This window comes from Xylanibacter ruminicola (genome assembly GCF_900142525.1).
GTDB classification, from domain to species: domain Bacteria; phylum Bacteroidota; class Bacteroidia; order Bacteroidales; family Bacteroidaceae; genus Prevotella; species Prevotella ruminicola_A.
In genome coordinates this window covers 1-20386 of the sequence record NZ_FRBD01000034.1, presented here as the reverse complement: position 1 = coordinate 20386, position 20386 = coordinate 1, and the positions used below count along the sequence as shown (strand labels likewise).

At 48.8% G+C, this 20386-nt stretch carries 18 protein-coding genes and 1 pseudogene; 10 read left to right on the top strand and 9 right to left on the bottom strand.

The genetic code is table 11. The annotated features are described in order from the left end of the window. Window positions 1-63 precede the first annotated feature (63 nt). Complete coding sequence (locus BUB86_RS16175; RefSeq protein ID WP_073211564.1) at window positions 64-561, top strand: DNA-binding protein; 498 nt, start codon at window positions 64-66, stop codon at window positions 559-561. 200 nt (window positions 562-761) lie between these two features. Further along, the gene (locus BUB86_RS17780) at window positions 762-872 is read left to right on the top strand and encodes a smalltalk protein (RefSeq protein ID WP_175549532.1); all 111 of its coding nucleotides are present in this window, start codon (window positions 762-764) and stop codon (window positions 870-872) included. Window positions 873-1074: 202 nt separating this feature from the next. Here the strand turns inward: BUB86_RS17780 and BUB86_RS16170 are convergent, their stop codons facing one another. After that, entirely contained in the window at window positions 1075-1677 is a 603-nt protein-coding gene (locus BUB86_RS16170) for a hypothetical protein (protein ID WP_081373299.1), read from the bottom strand. A 584-nt stretch (window positions 1678-2261) separates the two neighbouring features. Between BUB86_RS16170 and BUB86_RS16165 the strand changes: the two genes are divergently transcribed. Then, a complete protein-coding gene (locus BUB86_RS16165) occupies window positions 2262-2906 on the top strand; it encodes a lipocalin-like domain-containing protein (protein WP_081373298.1) in 645 nt (214 codons plus the stop codon). A gap of 13 nt (window positions 2907-2919) precedes the next feature. Next, window positions 2920-3624: an RNA polymerase sigma factor RpoD/SigA gene (locus BUB86_RS16160; RefSeq protein WP_073211557.1), complete on the top strand. Its 705-nt coding sequence runs from the start codon at window positions 2920-2922 to the stop codon at window positions 3622-3624. Window positions 3625-3674: 50 nt separating this feature from the next. On the opposite strand, the gene htpG is transcribed toward BUB86_RS16160, so the two are convergent. The 4 genes from htpG to BUB86_RS16140 all read right to left on the bottom strand — a co-directional run bounded on the left by htpG (window position 3675) and on the right by BUB86_RS16140 (window position 11863). Beyond that, the gene (gene htpG, locus BUB86_RS16155) at window positions 3675-5729 is read right to left on the bottom strand and encodes a molecular chaperone HtpG (protein ID WP_073211572.1); all 2055 of its coding nucleotides are present in this window, start codon (window positions 5727-5729) and stop codon (window positions 3675-3677) included. Between the two features lie 118 nt (window positions 5730-5847). Next, on the bottom strand, window positions 5848-7626 hold the full coding sequence (rpsA, locus tag BUB86_RS16150) for a 30S ribosomal protein S1 (RefSeq protein ID WP_073211554.1): 1779 nt from the start codon (window positions 7624-7626) through the stop codon (window positions 5848-5850). A gap of 372 nt (window positions 7627-7998) precedes the next feature. Continuing rightward, window positions 7999-9336 (bottom strand): NADP-specific glutamate dehydrogenase, encoded by a 1338-nt coding sequence (locus tag BUB86_RS16145; protein WP_073211551.1) that lies wholly within the window; start codon window positions 9334-9336, stop codon window positions 7999-8001. Window positions 9337-9559: 223 nt separating this feature from the next. Continuing rightward, window positions 9560-11863 carry an NADP-dependent malic enzyme gene (locus BUB86_RS16140; protein ID WP_073211548.1) on the bottom strand — a complete coding sequence of 768 codons (2304 nt, stop codon included), beginning with the start codon at window positions 11861-11863 and terminating at the stop codon, window positions 9560-9562. Between the two features lie 116 nt (window positions 11864-11979). Between BUB86_RS16140 and BUB86_RS16135 the strand changes: the two genes are divergently transcribed. Next, window positions 11980-12600, top strand: coding sequence for a TetR/AcrR family transcriptional regulator (locus BUB86_RS16135; protein WP_073211544.1), 621 nt, complete (start codon window positions 11980-11982; stop codon window positions 12598-12600). Between the two features lie 50 nt (window positions 12601-12650). Here the strand turns inward: BUB86_RS16135 and BUB86_RS16130 are convergent, their stop codons facing one another. Continuing rightward, window positions 12651-14150, bottom strand: a complete 1500-nt coding sequence (locus BUB86_RS16130) for a DUF4301 family protein (RefSeq protein WP_073211542.1) — start codon at window positions 14148-14150, stop codon at window positions 12651-12653. A 112-nt stretch (window positions 14151-14262) separates the two neighbouring features. On the opposite strand from BUB86_RS16130, the gene BUB86_RS16125 reads away from it, so the two are divergent. Then, window positions 14263-16335 (top strand): RelA/SpoT family protein, encoded by a 2073-nt coding sequence (locus BUB86_RS16125; RefSeq protein ID WP_073211539.1) that lies wholly within the window; start codon window positions 14263-14265, stop codon window positions 16333-16335. Window positions 16336-16345: 10 nt separating this feature from the next. Continuing rightward, window positions 16346-16654, top strand: a complete 309-nt coding sequence (locus BUB86_RS16120; protein WP_073211536.1) for a hypothetical protein — start codon at window positions 16346-16348, stop codon at window positions 16652-16654. 5 nt (window positions 16655-16659) lie between these two features. Here the strand turns inward: BUB86_RS16120 and BUB86_RS16115 are convergent, their stop codons facing one another. Then, on the bottom strand, window positions 16660-17634 hold the full coding sequence (locus BUB86_RS16115) for a GNAT family N-acetyltransferase (protein WP_073211533.1): 975 nt from the start codon (window positions 17632-17634) through the stop codon (window positions 16660-16662). 84 nt (window positions 17635-17718) lie between these two features. On the opposite strand from BUB86_RS16115, the gene BUB86_RS16110 reads away from it, so the two are divergent. Genes BUB86_RS16110 through BUB86_RS16100 form a run of 3 tightly spaced genes read left to right on the top strand, consistent with a single transcriptional unit; the run spans window position 17719 to window position 19351 of the window. Then, window positions 17719-18246, top strand: coding sequence for a nitroreductase family protein (locus BUB86_RS16110; protein WP_073211530.1), 528 nt, complete (start codon window positions 17719-17721; stop codon window positions 18244-18246). Window positions 18247-18275: 29 nt separating this feature from the next. Further along, the gene (locus tag BUB86_RS16105; protein ID WP_073211570.1) at window positions 18276-18794 is read left to right on the top strand and encodes a KdsC family phosphatase; all 519 of its coding nucleotides are present in this window, start codon (window positions 18276-18278) and stop codon (window positions 18792-18794) included. Further along, window positions 18788-19351 carry a Maf-like protein gene (locus BUB86_RS16100; RefSeq protein ID WP_073211528.1) on the top strand — a complete coding sequence of 188 codons (564 nt, stop codon included), beginning with the start codon at window positions 18788-18790 and terminating at the stop codon, window positions 19349-19351. Before BUB86_RS16105 ends, BUB86_RS16100 begins: the two co-directional genes overlap by 7 nt. A gap of 16 nt (window positions 19352-19367) precedes the next feature. Here BUB86_RS16100 and BUB86_RS16095 read toward each other — a convergent pair. After that, window positions 19368-19556, bottom strand: a pseudogene (locus tag BUB86_RS16095) (DNA-binding protein); the annotation flags it as partial. Between the two features lie 546 nt (window positions 19557-20102). Then, the coding region (locus BUB86_RS16090) for a transposase (protein WP_139261700.1) at window positions 20103-20386 on the bottom strand (284 nt) is incomplete at its 5' end.

Below are 20386 nucleotides of genomic sequence, written 5' to 3'. Positions count from 1 at the left end.
CATGAAATTATTAAACATTCTTGGCGGAGCCAAGCGGCAAAGCCGAGCGAAAAACTAAACATTATGGCTATTAAAGTAATTGCACAGCGACGAGAAGTAAAACTTGGTAAGAATCCTGGAATGAAGTTCGTGATGCGTCCCGATCTGTATTCGCCCATTCAGGAGAAGAAAGTATTCGCAGAGGCTGCAACCCATAGCGGAATCTCTGCAGGTGTAATCAAAGCGGCTTGGGATGCCGCAGGCGAAGTAATCCGCACATGGGCCACCGAGGGCCACTCGGTTCCTCTGCCAGGTCTGGGAACCATGCGATTCGGAGTTCGCAGTAAGGCGGTTGAGAGTCTGGAGGACGTGAAGACCGGCCTGATTAGTGTCCGCCGCATCATCTTCACCCCTAACGTAGACGTGAAGGACGAGCTGAAGAACACCTCTATTCAGATTACCTGTCTGGATGAGGATGGCAAGGTGCTGAAGCGCGTAACCAGCGGAGATGGTGGAGACATCGAGGACACTGGCGAGGACGATGGACCAACCGGCGGCCTGACGCCTAACCCCGGGGATTAAGTAATCGGGGGTACGGAGGGGTAAGTAATCGGGGGTACGGAGGTACGGGGGCGCGGAGGCGCAAGAATACTCCTGCCACAGACATACCTCGCACCCGCGCTCCCCCCCCACCCCCGCACCTCCGGGAACTAAGGAGGGGAAATTTAAATCCGTAGGAAATTTAAATCCGTAGGTAAAATCATTAAAACAAAAAAAACATCATGACCAAGAAAGAAACAACAAAATTCATCGTTCAGCTTATTGCCTCGATAGCATCGGCTATTTTGACGGCATTGGGAGCAACATCTTGTATGAGCTACGGGCTGGTTTAGAAACAGCCTGAAAACAAAAAGAAAGTGCAGTATTTTTTTTAAATTACTGCACTTTTTTTATGTGTTACTAACAGATTTCATCCTGCGTGCGCCAAATGGTATCGAAGTCAGTCATCGTTCTTTAGTTTCATTCGCCTATGATTGTTACTACCAGTTCTCTTAATGTTATTTCTATTTGTTGTACCATATTCAAAGAATAATGTTATTCATTAGTGATAGGTTTTGCAAGTCTCATAGCATCTTTGGTGCCAAATGTTCTTCTGACGAGGGTTTCTACATATTTTGTGATGAGCACCTCATCATTAATCAGCGTGATGATTCTCAGTACTCTTGTTTGGTTAAACCACACGATTTGTACAGAACTGTTCAATGTGTGGCTATGACCGTAAATACTTAGTCTGCCTCGCTCTTCTTTTAAATTCTCAAAGTTTTTCAGCCCAACTTTATTCTGGTTGTACACATGAGCGAGTTCTATGCCTGTAACATTTGCCGAATCTGCCACCACAACGCTTTCGATATTGTTAATGTCGGCCGACTCCATGTATGATGCCCAATCTACCATCGTATACCAGTCGTAGTGTTGCGCTGCCAACAGAATGTCATATTGTTGCCATACCATATTTTCATCATTTCCATGCAAATGCTTCATCTCTTGTATGTAGCTAACATCATCAAGCATCGCTTCCATTTCCTTAACCGTTTTTGCTTTTGTTTTCGCATTGCGTATGCCGATATAGAATATGCCGACTAAAATGCCTATGACAGGACCGATGATTGCAGCAAGAACTTGACCAAATGTTTCCATTATTATTTCTTTTTGGGGGGCAAAGATACAAAATATTGTTAAGTATGCATGCCGGATTGCCTGTATTTTGTGTTTTTTTTAGTATCTTCGCAACCGTTTAGAGCTCTCCTTGAGAGCATAGTAGTATTAAAAAACTTACAATTATGGCAGATAATAAGAACAACAAAACTGTAGAGCTCGACGATGAGCAGCTCGGCGAGGTTAGTGGAGGCACGGCCACAGTGAACGAAGACCCAACAATCGTCCACACTTGATTACTGGCTGAAACGCCTCAAGGACAAAATCGTAGAGGCTAAAGACTGAGGCGATCCCGTGTGGATCACCATCAAGTAAGTAGAAAAAAAATAGATAATATTTGTTTTTCTTCTCACTTATTCGTATCTTTGCAGCAGAAATCAAACATTTTACAACTATGGCTGAAGATAAAATTAAAAAGACAGAAGAGCAACTCAACGAAGAGCAACTCGATGAGGTGAATGGTGGTCATACTAATAATGATCTTCTTGTAACAAATTGATTTGATTAGATCTGAATAACGATATGTAACAGGTGATTTAAATAATAACTAAAATAATTCGAGGCTTATGAAGAGATTGGTTTGTTTGGTAGCCTTAGCAATGGGGCTCATGGGTTCAGTAAACGTTAGTGCACAGAGTGATCTGGGCGGAGTACTGAAAGGAGTTTTAGGTGGCTCGAAGAACTCAAACAGTTCATCGGGCGACGATATCATTTCGTCGCTAACCAGCGTTTTCTCTAGTAAAAAGCAGGCCAGTGCCAGCAGTATCGTAGGCACTTGGAACTACACCGAGCCTGCCATCGTGCTGCAGTCGGACAATTTCATCACCAATGCCGCAGCCAAGTTGGCCACCAAGAAGGTAGAGTCGAAACTGCAGAGCTATCTTAACGGCATCGGCGTGGCGCCAGGCACCTTCAGCATGACCTTCAACGAGGACGGCACCTTTACCGAGACCTTGAAGGGCCATACTACCAGCGGAACATGGCAGGTAACCGACTCGAAGCTGCAGCTCACAATCGCTCAGCTGGCCAACGTATCGATAACCACCCAGTTGGATGGCAAGAATCTACAGTTTGTAACCGACGCCAGCAAGCTCTTGACGCTGTTCAAGACCATCGGTGCCAACTCGGGCAACGCCACCGTGAGCACCATCACATCGCTGATGAAGGGCGTAAACGGCATGCAGGTTGGCATAACCCTCAAAAAGCAATAACAACGATTTTTAAATGGAAGATACAGCATTAAACAGATATCTGGATGAGATAGGCAAGGAGGAGCTGCTGAGCAACGAAGAGGAGCGCCAGCTGGCCCAACGTATAGCTAAGGGCGACAACCGCGCGCTGCAGAAACTGATAGAGGCCAACCTGAAGTTTGTGGTTACCGTGGCCCGCCAATACAAGGGTAGGGGCGTGGCGATGGAAGACCTGGTAAGCGAGGGCAACATCGGCCTGATGAAGGCTGCTGCCAAGTTCGATGCCACGAAGGGTGTGCGCTTTGTAAACTATGCCGTGGTGCACATACGCCAGGCCATAGAAAAAGCTATCGACCAGCAGGCAGGGCTCTATCAGGTGCCCAAGGACGTGAAGCACGACTTGGCCCGCCAGCAGAGCATACCCGTATCGGTAGATGCGCCGCTGGGCCATCGCACCAACATGAGTCTGCTCTCGGTGCTGGTTAACAAGGATGCCCCGCTGGCTGACGAGCGCGTGCACTCTGAAGCCATCGAGGAAGCCATAGAATATGCGCTGGGTACGCTCGACGATCGTGAGCGCCGTGTGGTGAATGCCTTCTTCGGCATCAATCAGGAGCACGAAACGATGGCTGAGATAGCCGAGGATATGGAGCTGAAGCGCGAACGTGTGCGCCAGATACGCGACAAATCGGTGCGCAAGCTGCGCAAGGCCTATCGCAACAAGTTGAAGAATAAATAAAAAAAAGCTCCCGATTGGGAGCCTTTTTTTATTTGCGAAATATCGCGAGATTACTTAATCAGATCAACTGAACGCTTCAGGAACTTATCGAGTGCTTCGCCCTTAAGCATGCCGTTCTGCAGCAGTGCCAGGTCGATAAGCTGGTGAACCACTGAGTTGCCCTTGGCGTAATCAGCAATCACAGCCGTCTTCTTGTCCTTCTGCTCCTGTACAGCCTTCTCAGCCTCGGCCTTCATATCCTTATCGTCCTGAGTCTGCTCGTCGTACTTCTTCTTATCCTGAGCGGCGCGGATGGCTGCAAGGCGAGCCTCCTGTCCCTTCAGCTCGGCTACGATAGGCTTCAGAGCCTCCTCGGTAGCGGCTGCACTCTCGTCGAGAACCTTCTTAACCAGTGGGTGGTCTGAGTTCAGCACCAGGTTGAATGAGTCGGGCATCTGTCCATAGAAGCTCATGCCTGGCTGGAACTTGCTCATCTCCTTCATACGGCGCATATACTCGTTCTGAGTGATGACTACAGGGCGTGCCTCGGCACCAAGTGCATCTACCTGAACCATAAACTCGGTGTGGTCAATCTTTGGCAGCTGGGTGCGGAATACGGCTGACAAATTGTCACTCTGCTCCTCGCTGAGGTCGCTCTTAGGCGCGTCGCTCTTCACAATCAGGCGATCGATGATGTCGCTGTCTACACGGGTGAAGCGGCTCTTCTCGAACTTCTGCTCCAAGGTCTGGATGGTAGGTACGTCGAGCTGACCATCAAGCAGCAGCACTGAGTAGCCCTTATCCTGAGCTGCCTTGATATATGAGTACTGCTCATCCTTATCGGTAGCGTAGAGGTAAACCAGCTGGTCGTCTTTATCCTTTTGGTTAGCCTCAATCAGCGTCTTGTACTCATCGAAGGTAAAGTACTTGCCCTCAGTATCCTTGAAGAGTGCAAACTCCTTAGCGCGATCGTAGAAACCCTCCTCTGAGAGGATGCCGTAGTTGATAAAGAGCTTCAGGTCGTCCCACTTCTCCTCGTAGTCCTTACGGGTCTCGCTGAAGATAGCCTTCAGGCGGTCGGCCACCTTCTTGGTGATATAGGTAGAGATCTTCTTCACCTCGCGGTCGCTCTGCAGATAGCTGCGGCTTACGTTCAGAGGAATATCGGGTGAGTCAATCACACCATGTAGCAGGGTGAGGAACTCTGGAACAATGCCCTCTACCTGATCGGTTACGAATACCTGGTTGCAGTACAGCTGAATCTTGTTCTTCTGCAGCTCGATGCTCGACTTGATTTTTGGGAAGTACAGGATACCAGTGAGGTTGAAGGGGTAGTCTACGTTGAGGTGAATCCAGAACAATGGCTCATCGCTCATGGGGTAGAGTGTGCGGTAGAAGCTCTTGTAGTCCTCATCCTTCAGAGTGCTTGGAGTCTTAGTCCACAGAGGCTCTACATTATTAATAATGTTGTCCTCGTCGGTATCCACCTGCTTGCCGTCCTTCCACTCGGTCTTCTTACCAAAGGCCACAGGTACAGCCATAAACTTGCAGTACTTGTTGAGCAATCCCTCGAGCTTGAACTTATCGAGGAACTCCTTGCAGTCGTCGTCAATATAGAGGATAATGTCCGATCCGTGCATCTCGCGTTCAGCATCGTCAATCTCGTAGGCAGGCGAGCCATCGCAGCTCCACTTCACAGCCTTCGAGCCTTCTTTCCAGCTCTTGGTGATGATTTCAACCTTCTTTGAAACCATGAAGCTTGAGTAGAAACCAAGTCCGAAGTGTCCTATGATGTTGTTGGCGTTGTCTTTATACTTCTCGAGGAAGTCGGTAACGCCTGAGAATGCAATCTGATTGATATACTTGTCGATTTCCTCCTCGGTCATGCCGATACCGTGGTCGCTGATGGTGATAGTACCCTTGTCGGCATCGAAGTTCACGCGTACCGTCAAGTCACCAAGCTCCTGCTTGTATTCGCCCTGGGCAGCCAGTGTTTTTAACTTCTGTGTAGCGTCGACGGCATTAGAAACCATCTCGCGGAGGAAAATCTCATGATCTGAATAGAGAAACTTTTTGATGACGGGGAAAATATTCTCGGTCGTAACCCCGATGTTACCTTTTTGCATAATTCTTATATACTTATTATTATTAATGTTCTGCCGGGTGATATGCAAATAGCGTGCCAAACAAAAAATCCCCCCGATGTAAATCGGAGGGACTTGAGTTTATAGGGTAGGGGATGAATTACTTCTCACCCTTCTCCATCTGAGCCTTGAGCTGAGCCAGAGCATCGATGTCGCCGAGAGTTGTGCTAGCAGCAACGTTCTCGATCTTTGGAGAGTCGCTCTTGCGAGCGTTCTTCTTAGCGGCAGCCTTCTTCTCCTCACGAGCAGGATCCTCGAAGGTGCGGCTGTGTGACAGGATGATGCGCTTGCTGTCCTTGTTGAACTCGATAACCTTGAAGTTCAGAGTCTCACCAGCCTGAGCCTGTGAGCCGTCCTCCTTAACAAGGTGCTTAGGAGTAGCGAAGCCCTCTACATTCTCCTCGAGTGAGATAACGGCGCCCTTCTCGAGCATCTCGCTGATCTTACCCTCGTGGATTGAACCTACAGCGTACTTGCCCTCGAATACATCCCAAGGATTCTCCTCGAGCTGCTTGTGACCGAGTGACAGACGACGGTTCTCCTTATCGATGTCGAGTACTACAACCTCAATCTGCTCACCTACCTGTGTGAACTCTGAAGGATGCTTAACCTTCTTAGTCCAGCTGAGGTCGCTGATGTGGATCAGACCGTCAACACCCTCCTCGAGCTCTACAAATACACCGAAGTTGGTGAAGTTGCGAACCTTAGCAGTGTGCTTGCTGCCTACAGGATACTTAGTCTCGATAGCCTCCCATGGATCCTCGCGGAGCTGCTTGATACCCAGAGACATCTTGCGCTCGTCGCGGTCGAGAGTCAGGATAACAGCCTCTACATCGTCGCCAACCTTCAGGAACTCCTGAGCTGAACGCAGGTGCTGGCTCCAAGACATCTCAGAAACGTGAATCAGACCCTCAACACCAGGCTGGATCTCAACGAATGCACCGTAGTCGGCAATAACAACTACCTTACCCTTAACGTGGTCGCCCACCTTGAGGTCAGCATCCAGAGCATCCCAAGGATGTGGAGTGAGCTGCTTCAGACCGAGAGCGATACGACGCTTCTCGTCGTCGAAGTCGAGGATTACAACGTTGATCTTCTGGTCGAGCTCAACTACCTTGTGAGGATCGTCTACGCGGCCCCAAGAAAGGTCTGTGATGTGGATGAGTCCGTCAACACCACCCAGGTCAACGAATACACCGTAAGAAGTGATGTTCTTAACGGTACCCTCGAGGATCTGACCCTTTTCGAGCTTACCGATGATCTCCTTCTTCTGAGCCTCGAGCTCCTGCTCGATGAGAGCCTTGTGAGATACAACAACGTTGCGGAACTCCTGGTTGATCTTAACAACCTTGAACTCCATAGTCTTACCTACGAACTGGTCGTAGTCGCGTATAGGATGAACGTCGATCTGAGATCCGGGGAGGAATGCCTCGATACCGAATACGTCAACAATCATACCACCCTTAGTGCGGCACTTGATGTAACCCTGGATGATAGCATCTGCCTCGAGTGCCTCGTTAACCTTCTCCCAAGACTGGCTCAGACGTGCCTTCTTGTGAGAGAGGATCAGCTGACCCTTCTTGTCCTCAGCGCTCTCAACATAAACCTCAACCTTGTCGCCGATCTTAAGATCTGGGTTGTAGCGGAATTCAGAAGCGGGGATGATACCGTCGCTCTTGTAGCCGATGTTGACAACAACTTCCTTCTTGTCAATAGAGATAACTGTGCCCTCTACTACCTGATGGTCGGCAACCTTGTTCAGGGTTTCGTCGTAAGCCTTGTCGAGCTCTTCCTTGCTAACATTAGCAACTGTTCCATTCTCGAACTCGTCCCAATTGAAATCGTCGAGTGGCTTAACGTTCTTTGTTAATTCTGACATAATAAATAATATTGTGCTCCTCGTTTTTTGTCGGAGCGGGATCTGGACAGACGTTTACCAGACCATTTTTAAAGGGTTAATAATCCATAGGAGCAAGCGCCTGTTCCGGCTCCTATTCCCCCTACGGGGGATAAAACGGCTGCAAAGGTACGAAGATTTTAATTGATAATTGACAATTGATAATTGATAATTAAGATTTTTATAGATATTTAACAAAAAGAAAGAGCCAACTCATCACGAGCTAGCCCCTCCCATTCCAGTTTTAACCTTTTATACTTTACTTTTTACTAACTATCTGATTTAAGTATTATACAAGTAATGGCTTAGTATATTTATTGCATATTCAATTCATAACTGGATTCGAGTAGTGTATTACACGATGCCCTGAGCCATCATGGCGTTAGCAACCTTCATGAAGCCGGCAACGTTTGCACCCTTCACATAGTTGATGTAGCCATCAGCCTGAGTACCGTACTTAACACAGTTCTCGTGGATATCGTTCATGATACGCTTCAGGTAGTTGTCAACCTCCTCAGCAGTCCAGCTCAGACGCTCAGAGTTCTGACTCATCTCCAGACCTGATACTGATACACCACCAGCGTTAGAAGCCTTACCAGGAGCATAGAGCAGCTTGTTATCCTGGAAGATCTTGATAGCCTCTGGGAGTGAAGGCATGTTAGCACCCTCAGCAACAGCGATAACACCATTGTCTACGAGAGCCTGAGCCTGCTCACCATTGATCTCGTTCTGAGTAGCGCAAGGCAGAGCGATATCTGCCTTCTCGTGCCAAGGACGCTCACCTGCATGGTAAACAGCGTTAGGATACTCCTCAGCATACTCCTTAATACGTCCGCGCTCAACATTCTTCAGCTCCTTAACATAAGCCAGCTTGTCGAAGTCGATTCCGTCTGGATCGTAGATGTAACCGTCTGAGTCAGAGAGAGTCATAGGAATAGCACCCAGCTGCAAGCACTTCTCAGCAGCATACTGTGCTACGTTACCTGAACCTGAAATCAGCACCTTCTTGCCCTTCAGCTCGATGCCGCGTGTAGCCAGCATAGAGGTGAGGAAGTATACTGTACCGTAACCAGTAGCCTCAGGACGGATGAGTGAACCACCGAATGAGAGACCCTTACCAGTGAGTACGCCCTGGAACTGGTGTGTGAGCTTCTTGTACTGTCCGAACAGATAGCCAACCTCACGACCACCTACACCGATATCTCCAGCTGGTACGTCCTCATCAGGACCGATTACGCGATAAAGCTCGTTCATGAATGCCTGGCAGAAACGCATTACCTCAGCATCGCTCTTTCCACGTGGTGAGAAGTCTGAACCTCCCTTAGCACCACCCATAGGCAGAGTTGTCAGAGAGTTCTTGAAAGTCTGCTCGAAAGCCAGGAACTTCAGGATACCCAGGTTTACACTCTTGTGATAACGCAGACCGCCTTTGTAAGGGCCAATGGCGTTATTGTGCTGGATACGGTAACCCATGTTGGTCTGTACCTTACCCTGATCGTCTACCCATGTGATACGGAACTCGCAAACACGATCGGGGATGCAAAGGCGCTCGATAAGGTTTGCCTTTTCAAACTCGGGGTGCTTGTTATACTCCTCCTCGATAGTGGGAAGTACCTGAGAAACTGCCTGGATGTACTCCGGCTCATTGGGGAAGCGCTGCTTCAATTCTTCTACAACTTTTGCTGCATTCATAATTTAATTCTTTTTTCGTTGTTGTTTGTGATTAATTCTAAATTTCTGCTTGCAAAATTATAGCATTATTGCCGTAATACCAAACTTTTTATCACTTTTTTCTTTAAAAAGCTATCAATTTGTAACTTTATTGATTTATGTCAAGTCAAAATGGCATAAAAAAGCCCCTTTTCTGTGTCCGAGCACAAAAAAGAGGCCTTATATATATAATAATGTGTAACTATTATTTGCCTATTGCTGACAATTTGTTCTTAATTTTGTCCACATACGCATCAATTGTCGCTACAGCCACGATATTTACGACATCTCGTACACTGGCACCAAAGTCGATAAAGTGGATAGGTTTGTTCAATCCCATCTGGATCGGGCCAATAATCTCAGCATCGGTTCCCAGCATCTGCAGCATCTTGTAAGATGAGCGTGCTGATGTCAGGTTGGGGAATACCAGTGTGTTTACCTTCTTACCCTTCAGGCGTGTGAATGGATACTGCTCGTCGCGCAGCTCATCGTCGAGTGCGAAGCTCAGCAGCATCTCACCGTCGATAGGCAGATCGGGATACAACTCCTGCATCTTGGCTACGGTATCCTTTACCTTCAGCGCGCCATCGCTGGTGTTCGAGCCGAAGTTAGAGTGTGATATCATGGCGATGACAGGCTTCTCGTTGAAGAAGCGTACTGCTGTTGCCACCAGCTTCGAGAGGTCGAGCAGTGTCTCGCGGTCTGGATTCTCGTTCACCATGGTGTCGGCGATATAGTAAGTACCCTTTGGCGAGTTGATGATATGCATGGTTCCGAAGTGCTTATACTCAGGACGGATACCGATTACCTCATTTACTACCTTGATGGTGTTAGAGTACTTGGTGTAGAGACCTGTGATAAATGCATCGGCCTCGCCCGTCTCAACCATCATCATACCAAAGTAGTTGCGCTCAAACATCTTATCGTTAGCCTCCTGGAAAGTGTAACCCTCGCGCTGGCGCTTCTCAGTCAGTATGCGGGCATAGCGCTCACGACGCTCCTGCTCGCTAGGATGGCGCAAGTTTACAATCTCGATGCCATCCAGATTCAGGTCGAGTGATGCAGCGAGTTTGGTAATCACCTCGTCGTTACCCAGCAGGATAGGCTGACAGATGCCCTCGGCTTTGGCCTGTACAGCAGCCTTCAGCATGGTGGGGTGAACAGCCTCGGCAAATACCACACGCTGTGGGTGAGCTGCTGCTGTAGCGTAGAGCTTCTGGGTGAGCTTGGTTTCCTGACCCAGCAGTACAGAGAGCGAACGCTTGTATTCATCCCAATCCTCGATGTTCTTACGGGCTACACCACTCTCGATAGCAGCCTTGGCAACAGCTGAAGAAACCTCGGTGATGAGTCGTGGGTCAACGGGCTTTGGAATAAAGTAGTTGCGTCCGAAGGTCAAGTTGTTCACCTTATATACATCGTTCACAACATCGGGCACAGGCTGCTTAGCCAGGTCAGCGATGGCGTGTACGGCTGCCAGCTTCATCTCCTCGTTGATGGCCTTGGCGTGTACATCCAGAGCACCGCGGAAGATGTAGGGGAATCCGATAACGTTGTTAATCTGGTTTGGATAGTCGGTACGACCTGTTGACATCAGTACATCAGGGCGTGCTGCCATTGCATCCTCGTACGAAATCTCAGGCACGGGGTTAGCCAGCGCAAAGATCACGGGATCCTTAGCCATCGACTTCACCATATCCTGCGACAGCACGTTACCCTTCGAGAGTCCTACGAATACATCAGCATCCTTCACGGCCTCGGCCAGAGTGTGAATGCCGGTACGTGTGGTGGCAAAGAATTTCTTCTGCTCGTTCAGGTCTGTACGCTCTACTGAGATAACGCCCTTAGAGTCGAGCATCACGATGTTCTCCTTCTGTGCACCGATAGCCATATACAGCTTGGTACAGCTGATGGCGGCAGCACCAGCACCGTTCACTACTATCTTAACCTTCTTGATGTCCTTTCCGATTACCTCCATAGCGTTCTTCAGTCCAGCTGCGCTGATAATAGCGGTACCGTGCTGGTCGTCGTGCATTACGGGTATGTCGAGTGTCTTCTTCAGGCGGTCCTCGATATAGAAGCACTCAGGTGCCTTGATATCCTCCAGATTGATACCTCCGAAGGTAGGAGCGATGCGCTCAACAGCCTCGCAGAACTTCTCTGGGTCTTTCTCAGCTACTTCGATGTCGAATACGTCGATACCACCGTATATCTTAAACAGCAGTCCCTTACCTTCCATCACGGGCTTGCCGCTCAGCGCGCCAATATCGCCCAAACCAAGTACTGCAGTACCGTTTGAGATAACAGCTACCAGATTTCCCTTATCTGTGTACTTGTACGCATCGTCGGGGTTCTCCTGAATTTCAAGACAAGGATAGGCTACTCCTGGTGAGTAAGCCAGACTTAAGTCTGTTTGTGTACGATAAGCCTTTGTTGGCTTTACTTCAATTTTACCTGGGCGTCCGCTCTCATGATATTGGAGTGCGGCTTCTTTCGAGATCTTTACCATTGTGTATTATTAATTATGTGATTATTCTGAAATACGGGCACAAAAATACATAAAACTTTTGAAAATCATTTGCGTTTTTGGATTTTTTTTGTATCTTTGCAGCAAAATGGATTAATATGCAAGAAAATAGTGAAATTTCCCAGTACAAATTAGGGCTTCGCGACAAAATCGTTGATGTGGCGATGAAGCTTTTCCTCAAGCATGGCATTCGTCTGGTCAGGATGGACGATGTGGCTCGCAAGATGGGTATTTCAAAGCGAACCATCTACGAGTTGTATAGTAATAAGGAAGATTTGCTTTACGAGGTGGTAGTGTGTCATTTCAAGCAGCGTCAGGCTGTGATGAATCAAGTGTTGTGTCGTTGTAATGATGTGATGGAGATTCTGCTTGAGGTGTATCACCAGAAGGTGGCCGATTTCAAAATGACCAATCCTTTGTTTTTCTCTGAGATGATACGCTATCCTCAGCTTCAGGATTTTCTGAATCAGCAGAATTTGGAGATGCGTCAGCATAGTATCGACTTCTATAAGCGAGGTGTTGGCGAGGGTTATTTCCGTGCCGATGTGAATTACGAGCTGGCCGTCAAGCTGTTCGATGTGATGGGGCAGTACATCATGGAGCAGGAGCTGTATCGCACATATTCTATCGAAGAGATATTCAAGAACATCGTGTTCGTATCTATTCGAGGCATGTGTACTGAACGAGGCGTTAAGGCTATCGACAAGATTCTTGGATAAAATAATAAAAAAAGTCCCCGCTTCATTTCGAGGCGGGGATTATTGTATGCTTACTGATGCTGCTCGCGTAGCAGATCGTTAACCGTCTTAACAGGATTGAATGTGCCCAGCGGTACCTCTACGAATACGGTGCTCCAGTTGCTCATGGCTCCATTCCACAGTCCTGGCAACTCCAGCGCCTTCAACTCCTTACCAGCTTTCGACTTCGATGAGATAAATCCTGTGGTCTTGTCTACAAAGTCAGGCAGATTGAATGGCTTGCCCTGATAGTCCTTTACGGCACACACCAGATCTACTGGGTTGAAGTGCGTACCCTGAGTAAACATCTTCATATAGGCCTCGTTGTTGGTGTCAATCTGACTGCTCTCCAGAATCTGCAGGCTTACTGTACCATCCTGATTATAGGTAAGGAACGGACCGCCACCAGGCTCTCCTACGTTCTTTACTACACCGCAAACACGCATAGGGCGGTTCAGCTTCCTGCGCAGATACTCTGCATCTACCTTATTATTTTTAGCATCTGTGCACAGGTTCTTAGCTACAAAGGCAGCAATCTCTTCCAGCTGGGTTGGGGTGGCGCCTGCATCTAGCATCTTCAGATACTCAAAGGCCTGCTTCTGCAGTGTTACCAATACGCCAGCGATAACCTGCTTCCACTCTACAGTCTCTGGCTTCAAGCGGTCGGGCACCACGTTGTCGATGTTCTTGATGAAGATGACGTCTGCCTCGATCTCGTTCAGATTCTCAATCAGGGCGCCGTGTCCGCCTGGGCGGAACAGCAGCGAGCCGTCTTCATTGCGGAATGGGGTGTTGTCGGGGTTGGCAGCAACAGTATCTGTCGATGGCTTCTGCTCGCTGAAGCTGATGTCGTATTTGATGCCATACTTCTGTGCAAAGTAGTCGGCTTTCTCGGCTACCTTGGCCTTGAACAGCTCCATGTGCTCGTGGCTCACGGTGAAGTGCACGTGGGCCTCGCCATTACTTGCTGCATAGAGTGCGCCCTCTACCAGATGCTCCTCCATAGGTGTGCGGGCTCCCTCGGCATACTTGTGGAACAGCAGCAATCCCTTGGGCAGCTGTCCGTAGTTCAGTCCCTCGGCCTTCAGCATGTTGGCAGCCACAGCCTTGTACTTACCCTCGGCCATCAGTGCCTTAATGCCCTTGCCCTCGTTCTTCTGGCATACTGCGTCCAGAGCCTCGTAGAAGGCAAAGTTTTCTATCTGGTCGAAGTATTTCTTCTCGAAGTCGGTAGTGGGCACATCATAGTCGGCATCAACAAATGCAAACATGTTCTTGAACATACGGCTTGCAGCACCACTTGCAGGCACAAACTTCACCACTCGCTTGCCTGCAGCCTTATACTCGTTCCATGCATCCACTAGCTTCTGGCGCTCATCGGCATTAGGGGCAATAATGCCTTTGCCTATGCCTGCAGCAGCCTCCAGCTTCAGGAATGGAAAACCTGTTTTAAACTCGTTTAACTGATTCTCGATTTGCTCCTTGGTAATACCTTTCTGAGCAATTTGCTTTAAGTCTTTCTCTGCTAACATAATTTAATAAGGTACTTTTAGTCAAAAAATCTACGGCAAAAGTAACCTTTTTTTTTGAAAAACGTTCATTAATTCGCAGAAAAATGTATCTTTGTGCCGAAATTTGTTGTTTATGGCCGAAAAATTTGCATTTACATACGAAGAGAAGAAGCGCATGGCGCGCCAGACAGCCGAGATCCTGACAGAGGAAATTGGCTTGAAAGGCGATGCTATCGAGGCTGTTGAGCTGATACCTGATATCGAGGCAGGTAACATCACCCTCGAGGAGGTTCAGAAGTCTCACGGCGAGTCTGTCACCCGCATTCTTCATGGCCTCAATCGCATCCAGCAGCTTTACGATAAGAATCCAGCCGTAGAGAGCGAGAACTTCCGTAATCTGTTGTTGTCGTTTGCCGAGGATATGCGTGTCATTCTCATCATGATAGCCAATCGTGTCAATCTGATGCGCCAGATACGCGACACTGAGAATGTAGAGGCCAAGCTCGAGGTATCGCAAGAGGCTGCTTATCTCTATGCGCCCCTGGCTCATAAGCTGGGCTTGTATAAGCTCAAGAGCGAGTTAGAAGACCTCTCGCTCAAGTATATGGAACACGATGCCTACTACCATATCCGTGAGAAATTGAGTGCCACTAAGGCTGCTCGCGATGCCTACATCGAGCGCTTCATAAAGCCTGTAGAACAGAAGGTTAAAGCTGCTGGCATCAAGTGTCACATTAAGGGTCGCACCAAGTCTATCCATTCCATCTGGCAGAAGATGCAGAAGCAGAAGTGCCCCTTCGAGGGTGTCTACGATCTGTTTGCCATCCGCATCATCATCGACTGCCCTCAAGAGCAGGAAAAGATGCAGTGCTGGCAGGCCTATTCTATCATCACCGATATGTATCAGCCCAACCCCAAGCGTTTGCGCGACTGGCTCTCGGTGCCCAAGTCGAATGGCTATGAGTCGTTGCACATCACCGTGCTGGGTCCTGAGCAGAAGTGGGTTGAGGTTCAGATACGCACCGAACGCATGGACGAGGTAGCCGAGCGAGGCGTGGCTGCCCACTGGCGCTATAAGGGCGTTAAGGGCGAAACGGGGCTCGACGAGTGGCTCACGGGCATCCGCTCTATGCTCGAGCATTCTGACGGGCTCGATGCGATGGACCAGTTTAAGATGGAACTGTACGAAGACGAGGTGTTTGTGTTCACGCCTGCAGGCGACCTGTGGAAGTTCCCTGTTGGTGCCACAGTGCTCGACTTTGCTTATCACATCCACTCTAAACTGGGCAATCAGTGTACGGGCGGCCGCATCAATGGCAAGGTGGTGCCCATCCGCTATCAGCTCAAGAGTGGCGATCAGGTAGAGATTCTTACCTCAGCCAATCAGAAACCACGCCAGGAGTGGCTCAACATCGTCAAGACCTCGCGTGCCAAATCCAAAATCCGCCTGGCGCTTAAGGAGACTCAGGTTAAGGATGGTCTCTTTGCCAAGGAGATGCTTGAGCGCAAGTTCCGCAATCGCAAACTCGAACAAGACGAGGGCGTCATGTTCAATGTCATCCGCAAGATGGGTTATAAGGAGGTGAGCGACTTCTATAAGGCTATTGCCGATGGTGTTCTTGATACCAACGATGTGATTGATAAGTTCTTGGAACTCAAAGAGAACGAGCGCGTGGTTACAGGAGATAATCAAGCACGTTCTGCCTCCGAATTCGAGCTCGACGAGTCGAAGATAGCTGGCTTGAATCAGGTCGTCAACGACGATGTGCTTGTCATCGATCGCAATCTTAAAGGCCTCGATTATCAGCTGGCCAAGTGTTGTTCGCCCATCTATGGCGACGAGGTTTTCGGTTTTGTCACCGTCAATGGCGGCATTAAGATTCACCGCTGCGATTGCCCCAATGCCCCTGAGTTGCGTCGCCGTTTTGGCTATCGCATCGTCAAGGCCAAGTGGAGTGGCAAGGGCTCGTCGCAGTATAGCATTTCTCTGCGAGTGATTGGTAACGACGATATTGGTATTGTCAACAACCTTACCAGCATCATCTCTAAGGACGAGAAGCTCGTTTTGCGTAGTATCAATATCGATAGCCACGACGGACTGTTTAGTGGCAATCTGGTTGTGATGCTCGAAGACACATCGCGCCTCGAGGCGCTCATCAAGAAGCTGCGCACCGTTAAGGGCGTTAAGCAAGTAGAACGAATATAATAACAATCATATGAGTAAGTATCATTTTATCGCAGTTTCTTTAGTAGTTCTGTTGCTCGCTGCTTGCCGTGGTCGCAGTCAGCAGCCCACACCCATTGTCGAGGAGAATATCGAGTATCGCCCATTGGTAACCGATTCTGCCGCCATCGACTCTATCAACAACGCGGGTATGGTCGATAACGATGCAGCCCTCGAGATGCCTAATATTCCTAAGGATAAGAATATCGATATGGGCGCTACTGATGACGAGGTCATGGACATCATGAGTGGCGCGGGCGATGGCGACCTGACCAAAGAGGCCGACCCGATGAAAGAGTAGGGTGTTTACTCTCTATATATCCAGGCCAGCAGCTTGTTTACCCATCTGATGGAGAATCTGAACCATCGGTAGGTGCTTTGTTCCTTACCGCCAAATCGTAGTATGAATTCGCGGTAGGGGTTCTTGCCGTATGGCAGTCCTACGTCCATAAATCGCATGTGCTGGCATCCTTTCTCGTAGGCGTGCTTCATCACGTCCCACACCACCATAGTGTCGGGGTGCAGCTTGTGGAAGGTTTTTCGTCTGAATGCCGAGTACCATAGGTAGGCATCGCCCTCGCTGTATGCCACAGCCGCACAGGCTATCACCCAGCCGTGATACTTCGTCACAAACAGCTCTGCGCCGTCTTGGTCCATCGCTTTTTTAAAGAATATGTCGTCTGGAATATAGCGTTTGGGTTTCATGATGTGGTGCTTTCTCAGCAGTCGCGAAAAAGCCTTAAAGTCATCTTCCGTCTTTACCAGCTCTGTGCGCACGCCTCGTTCGTGGGCTTGGTCTATGCGTCGCTGCAGTTTCTCTGTTATCCGCTCCTCGGGTGCGTGGCGATGCAGCGAGTTGTGTATGCTCATCCAGTTCACGGGGTAGTAGCCAGCCTGTCGCAGCTGCTTGTATCCCATCATCTTCTGGCTCATGTTGCTCACCTCTATATATAGCACGCGGTTGTCTAGCTTGTGTGTCAGGGTGTTCAGCATCTCGCCCAGCAGCTGATCCTTGGTAGTAGGGTCGGCATACACGCCTTCGCCTAGTATTCTGCAGTGTATCAGCAGGTAGGGTGGCAGTATCAGCGTGCGATATCTCACTATGCCCAGCATATGGCTCAGCTCGCGCCCCTCTTCGTCGGTCACCACCACCATATACGGCCGTTGTCGGGGCACTTGCTCCAGCACTTCCATCAGCTCGCGGCTGTGGAAGTAGCTACCTTTGTGCAGCTCTGGCATGCCTTTGCACTCGGTATAGATGGTGGTTGTTAGTCTTTTCACGATTGCAAAAATACATAAAAAAATCCATTCTAAATTCTTAATTCTATTTTTTTAATGTATCTTTGCAGAAAATTTTATTCAGATATGACAAATTTCAAAGATCTGGCGCAGATGCGCCGCAGCCATCGTAAGTTCTCTGCTCAGGAGGTCGATCCCGAGCACCTCAAGCTCATTCTTCGTGCCGCTTTGATGTCGCCCACGTCTAAGAGTCAGCGTGCCTGGCAGTTTGTGGTGGTCGATGATAAGATGGATCTCCTCAAGCTCAGCGATGCCAAGGCCATGGGCAGTCAGTTCCTTAAGGATGCCCCTGTGGCTATCGCCGTTCTGGGCGATCCCATGCAGAACGACTGTTGGGTCGAAGATGGCTCCATCGCCGCCATTTCCATGCAGTATCAGGCCGAGGAGCTTGGCTTGGGTTCGTGCTGGATTCAGATGCGTGGTCGTGGTCTCTCCGATGGCACCCCAGCCGACGATGTCATCCGTGGTGTACTGGGCATCCCCGATAACTTCTGCTGTCTCTGCATCCTAGCCATCGGCCATTGGCAAGACGAGCGCAAACCTCAAGACGAGGAAAAACTGAAATGGGAAAACGTCCACCTGAACAAGTTCTAATGTTCAATGTTCAATGTTCAATGTTCAATATGATCAATTACGACTTAACAAAGATAAAGGCTATCATCTTCGATATCGATGGTGTGTTGAGTGCCGAGACCATCAATCTCAGCGCCGATGGCGTGCCCCTGCGCACTGTCAACATCAAGGATGGCTATGCCATTCAGTTGGCCGTTAAGCTCGGCCTCCGTATTGCCATTCTCTCTGGTGCCCGTGTCGATAGCATCCGCGTGCGTTACGAGGGTCTTGGTGTTCAGGATATCTATCTCGGCTGTGCTGTCAAGATAGCCACTTACGATGAGTTCCTCTCTAAGTACGGCCTCGCTGACGATGAGATTATGTATATGGGCGACGATATTCCCGATATGGAGATTATGCAAAGGGTGGGGTGCCCTGTGTGCCCTAAGGATGCTTGTCCTGAGATTAAGGCTGTCAGCACCTATATCTCTCACCGCGATGGCGGTTATGGCTGTGGTCGCGATGTCATCGAGCAGGTGCTGCGCGCCCAAGGTAAGTGGGTTATGAACGAAAAAGCATTCGGATGGTAAAATATATTCTCGCTAGTAATTCGCCGCGCCGCAAGGAGCTCTTGGCAGGGTTGGGGCTCGATTTCCAGGTGCGTGTCATCGATGGTATCGACGAGAGCTATCCCGTTTCGCTGCCTGCCAGCGATGTGGCTCAGTATATAGCCGAGAAGAAGGCCGATGCCTATCGCGCCACGATGGCGCCCGACGAGCTTATCATCACCGCCGACACCGTTGTTATCGTTGGCCACGATATTCTTGGCAAACCTAAGGATGAGGCCGATGCCGTGCGTATGCTCCGCGAGCTAAGTGGTCGCACCCATCAGGTAACCACAGGCGTCTGTCTGCTCACTAGTCAGAAGCAGCGCTCGTTCTCTGTCACCACCGATGTCACCTTCAAGCAGCTCACCGATGATGAGATTCTGCACTACGTCCGTCATTATCGCCCATTCGATAAGGCCGGTGCCTATGGCATCCAGGAGTGGATAGGCTATATCGGCGTTACAGGCCTTAATGGTAGCTACTACAACGTGATGGGCCTCCCCGTTCAGCGCATCTACACCGAGCTGCAGAAGCTGTGAGTTATCGCAACATAATAGAGCGAACTCCGAAACGCATGGTGCCCAGTCCTGGCAGAGCCACGCTGTGACCCTCAGTCGCCCATGCCTTGATTACCTCGCCGGCTGCATCCCAGCAATAGAGCTCCGGCATCATCACGTAGCGGTACGAGCCCGCATACTTACCAATGTTCTGATACTGTTCCTTTGCTTTTACTTTCAGTGCCATAATCTTGTTTTTTTAATGGTTTGTTACTAAAGGTTCTGGTCAAATGTTAGAAGTTTTTCATAGTTGCTGCGACGTCTTTCAGCTCTTCGTCCATCCTCCATCTTCCTTATCAAATCCGATTGCCATCCGCACCCCTTCACGCGATTTATTATTCTCTCCCGTGGGCCAGTAAAATTTCTCTCGTGGGAGCGCATAATTTCATCCTCATTGACGTTGCAAAGGTACAAAAAATAGAGATGCAAAACAAGCCTTTCTCAAGTTCTTTTCTAATTTATTTCAAATGTTAAAATGTAAAATATTAAGAATTGTCAGTCGACTCAGTGACGCGGTTACGCAGTTTCATTTGCTCTCATCGAAGTATCAAACATGTAGAAATCTATATATATTATTAATATATTATAATATATTAATAATATAAAATAAATCTTCAAGAAATAGGCAACTATGCGAAAAACCTAAAGCAACGGTGTAACTGCGTCACAGCGTCAATTATTTACGTTCAATAAACGATATGTCTTTTCCTGATTTTGGTGGTTCTTCTGCAATTTAGTTGAAAAGTACATGCTCCAATACAAGTTTGTTCTTCAGTAGCTCTATACCTGCCCTTCCATACATCAGCCGCTTCACGGCTTTTAGTTTATTGACGTATCCTTCTGTAATTCCATTTGTGACGTTGAGCTTGATAGTGTTCCTGACAGCCTTGTAATCCTTCATTATTCCGAGGATGAAAGTCTTTAACGTTGCGATAGAGGTTTTCCAATATTTCTTCATCCATCGGATTAATTCTGTTGTATCTGAGCCTGTGATGATAGCATAGAATCTCTCTGTAG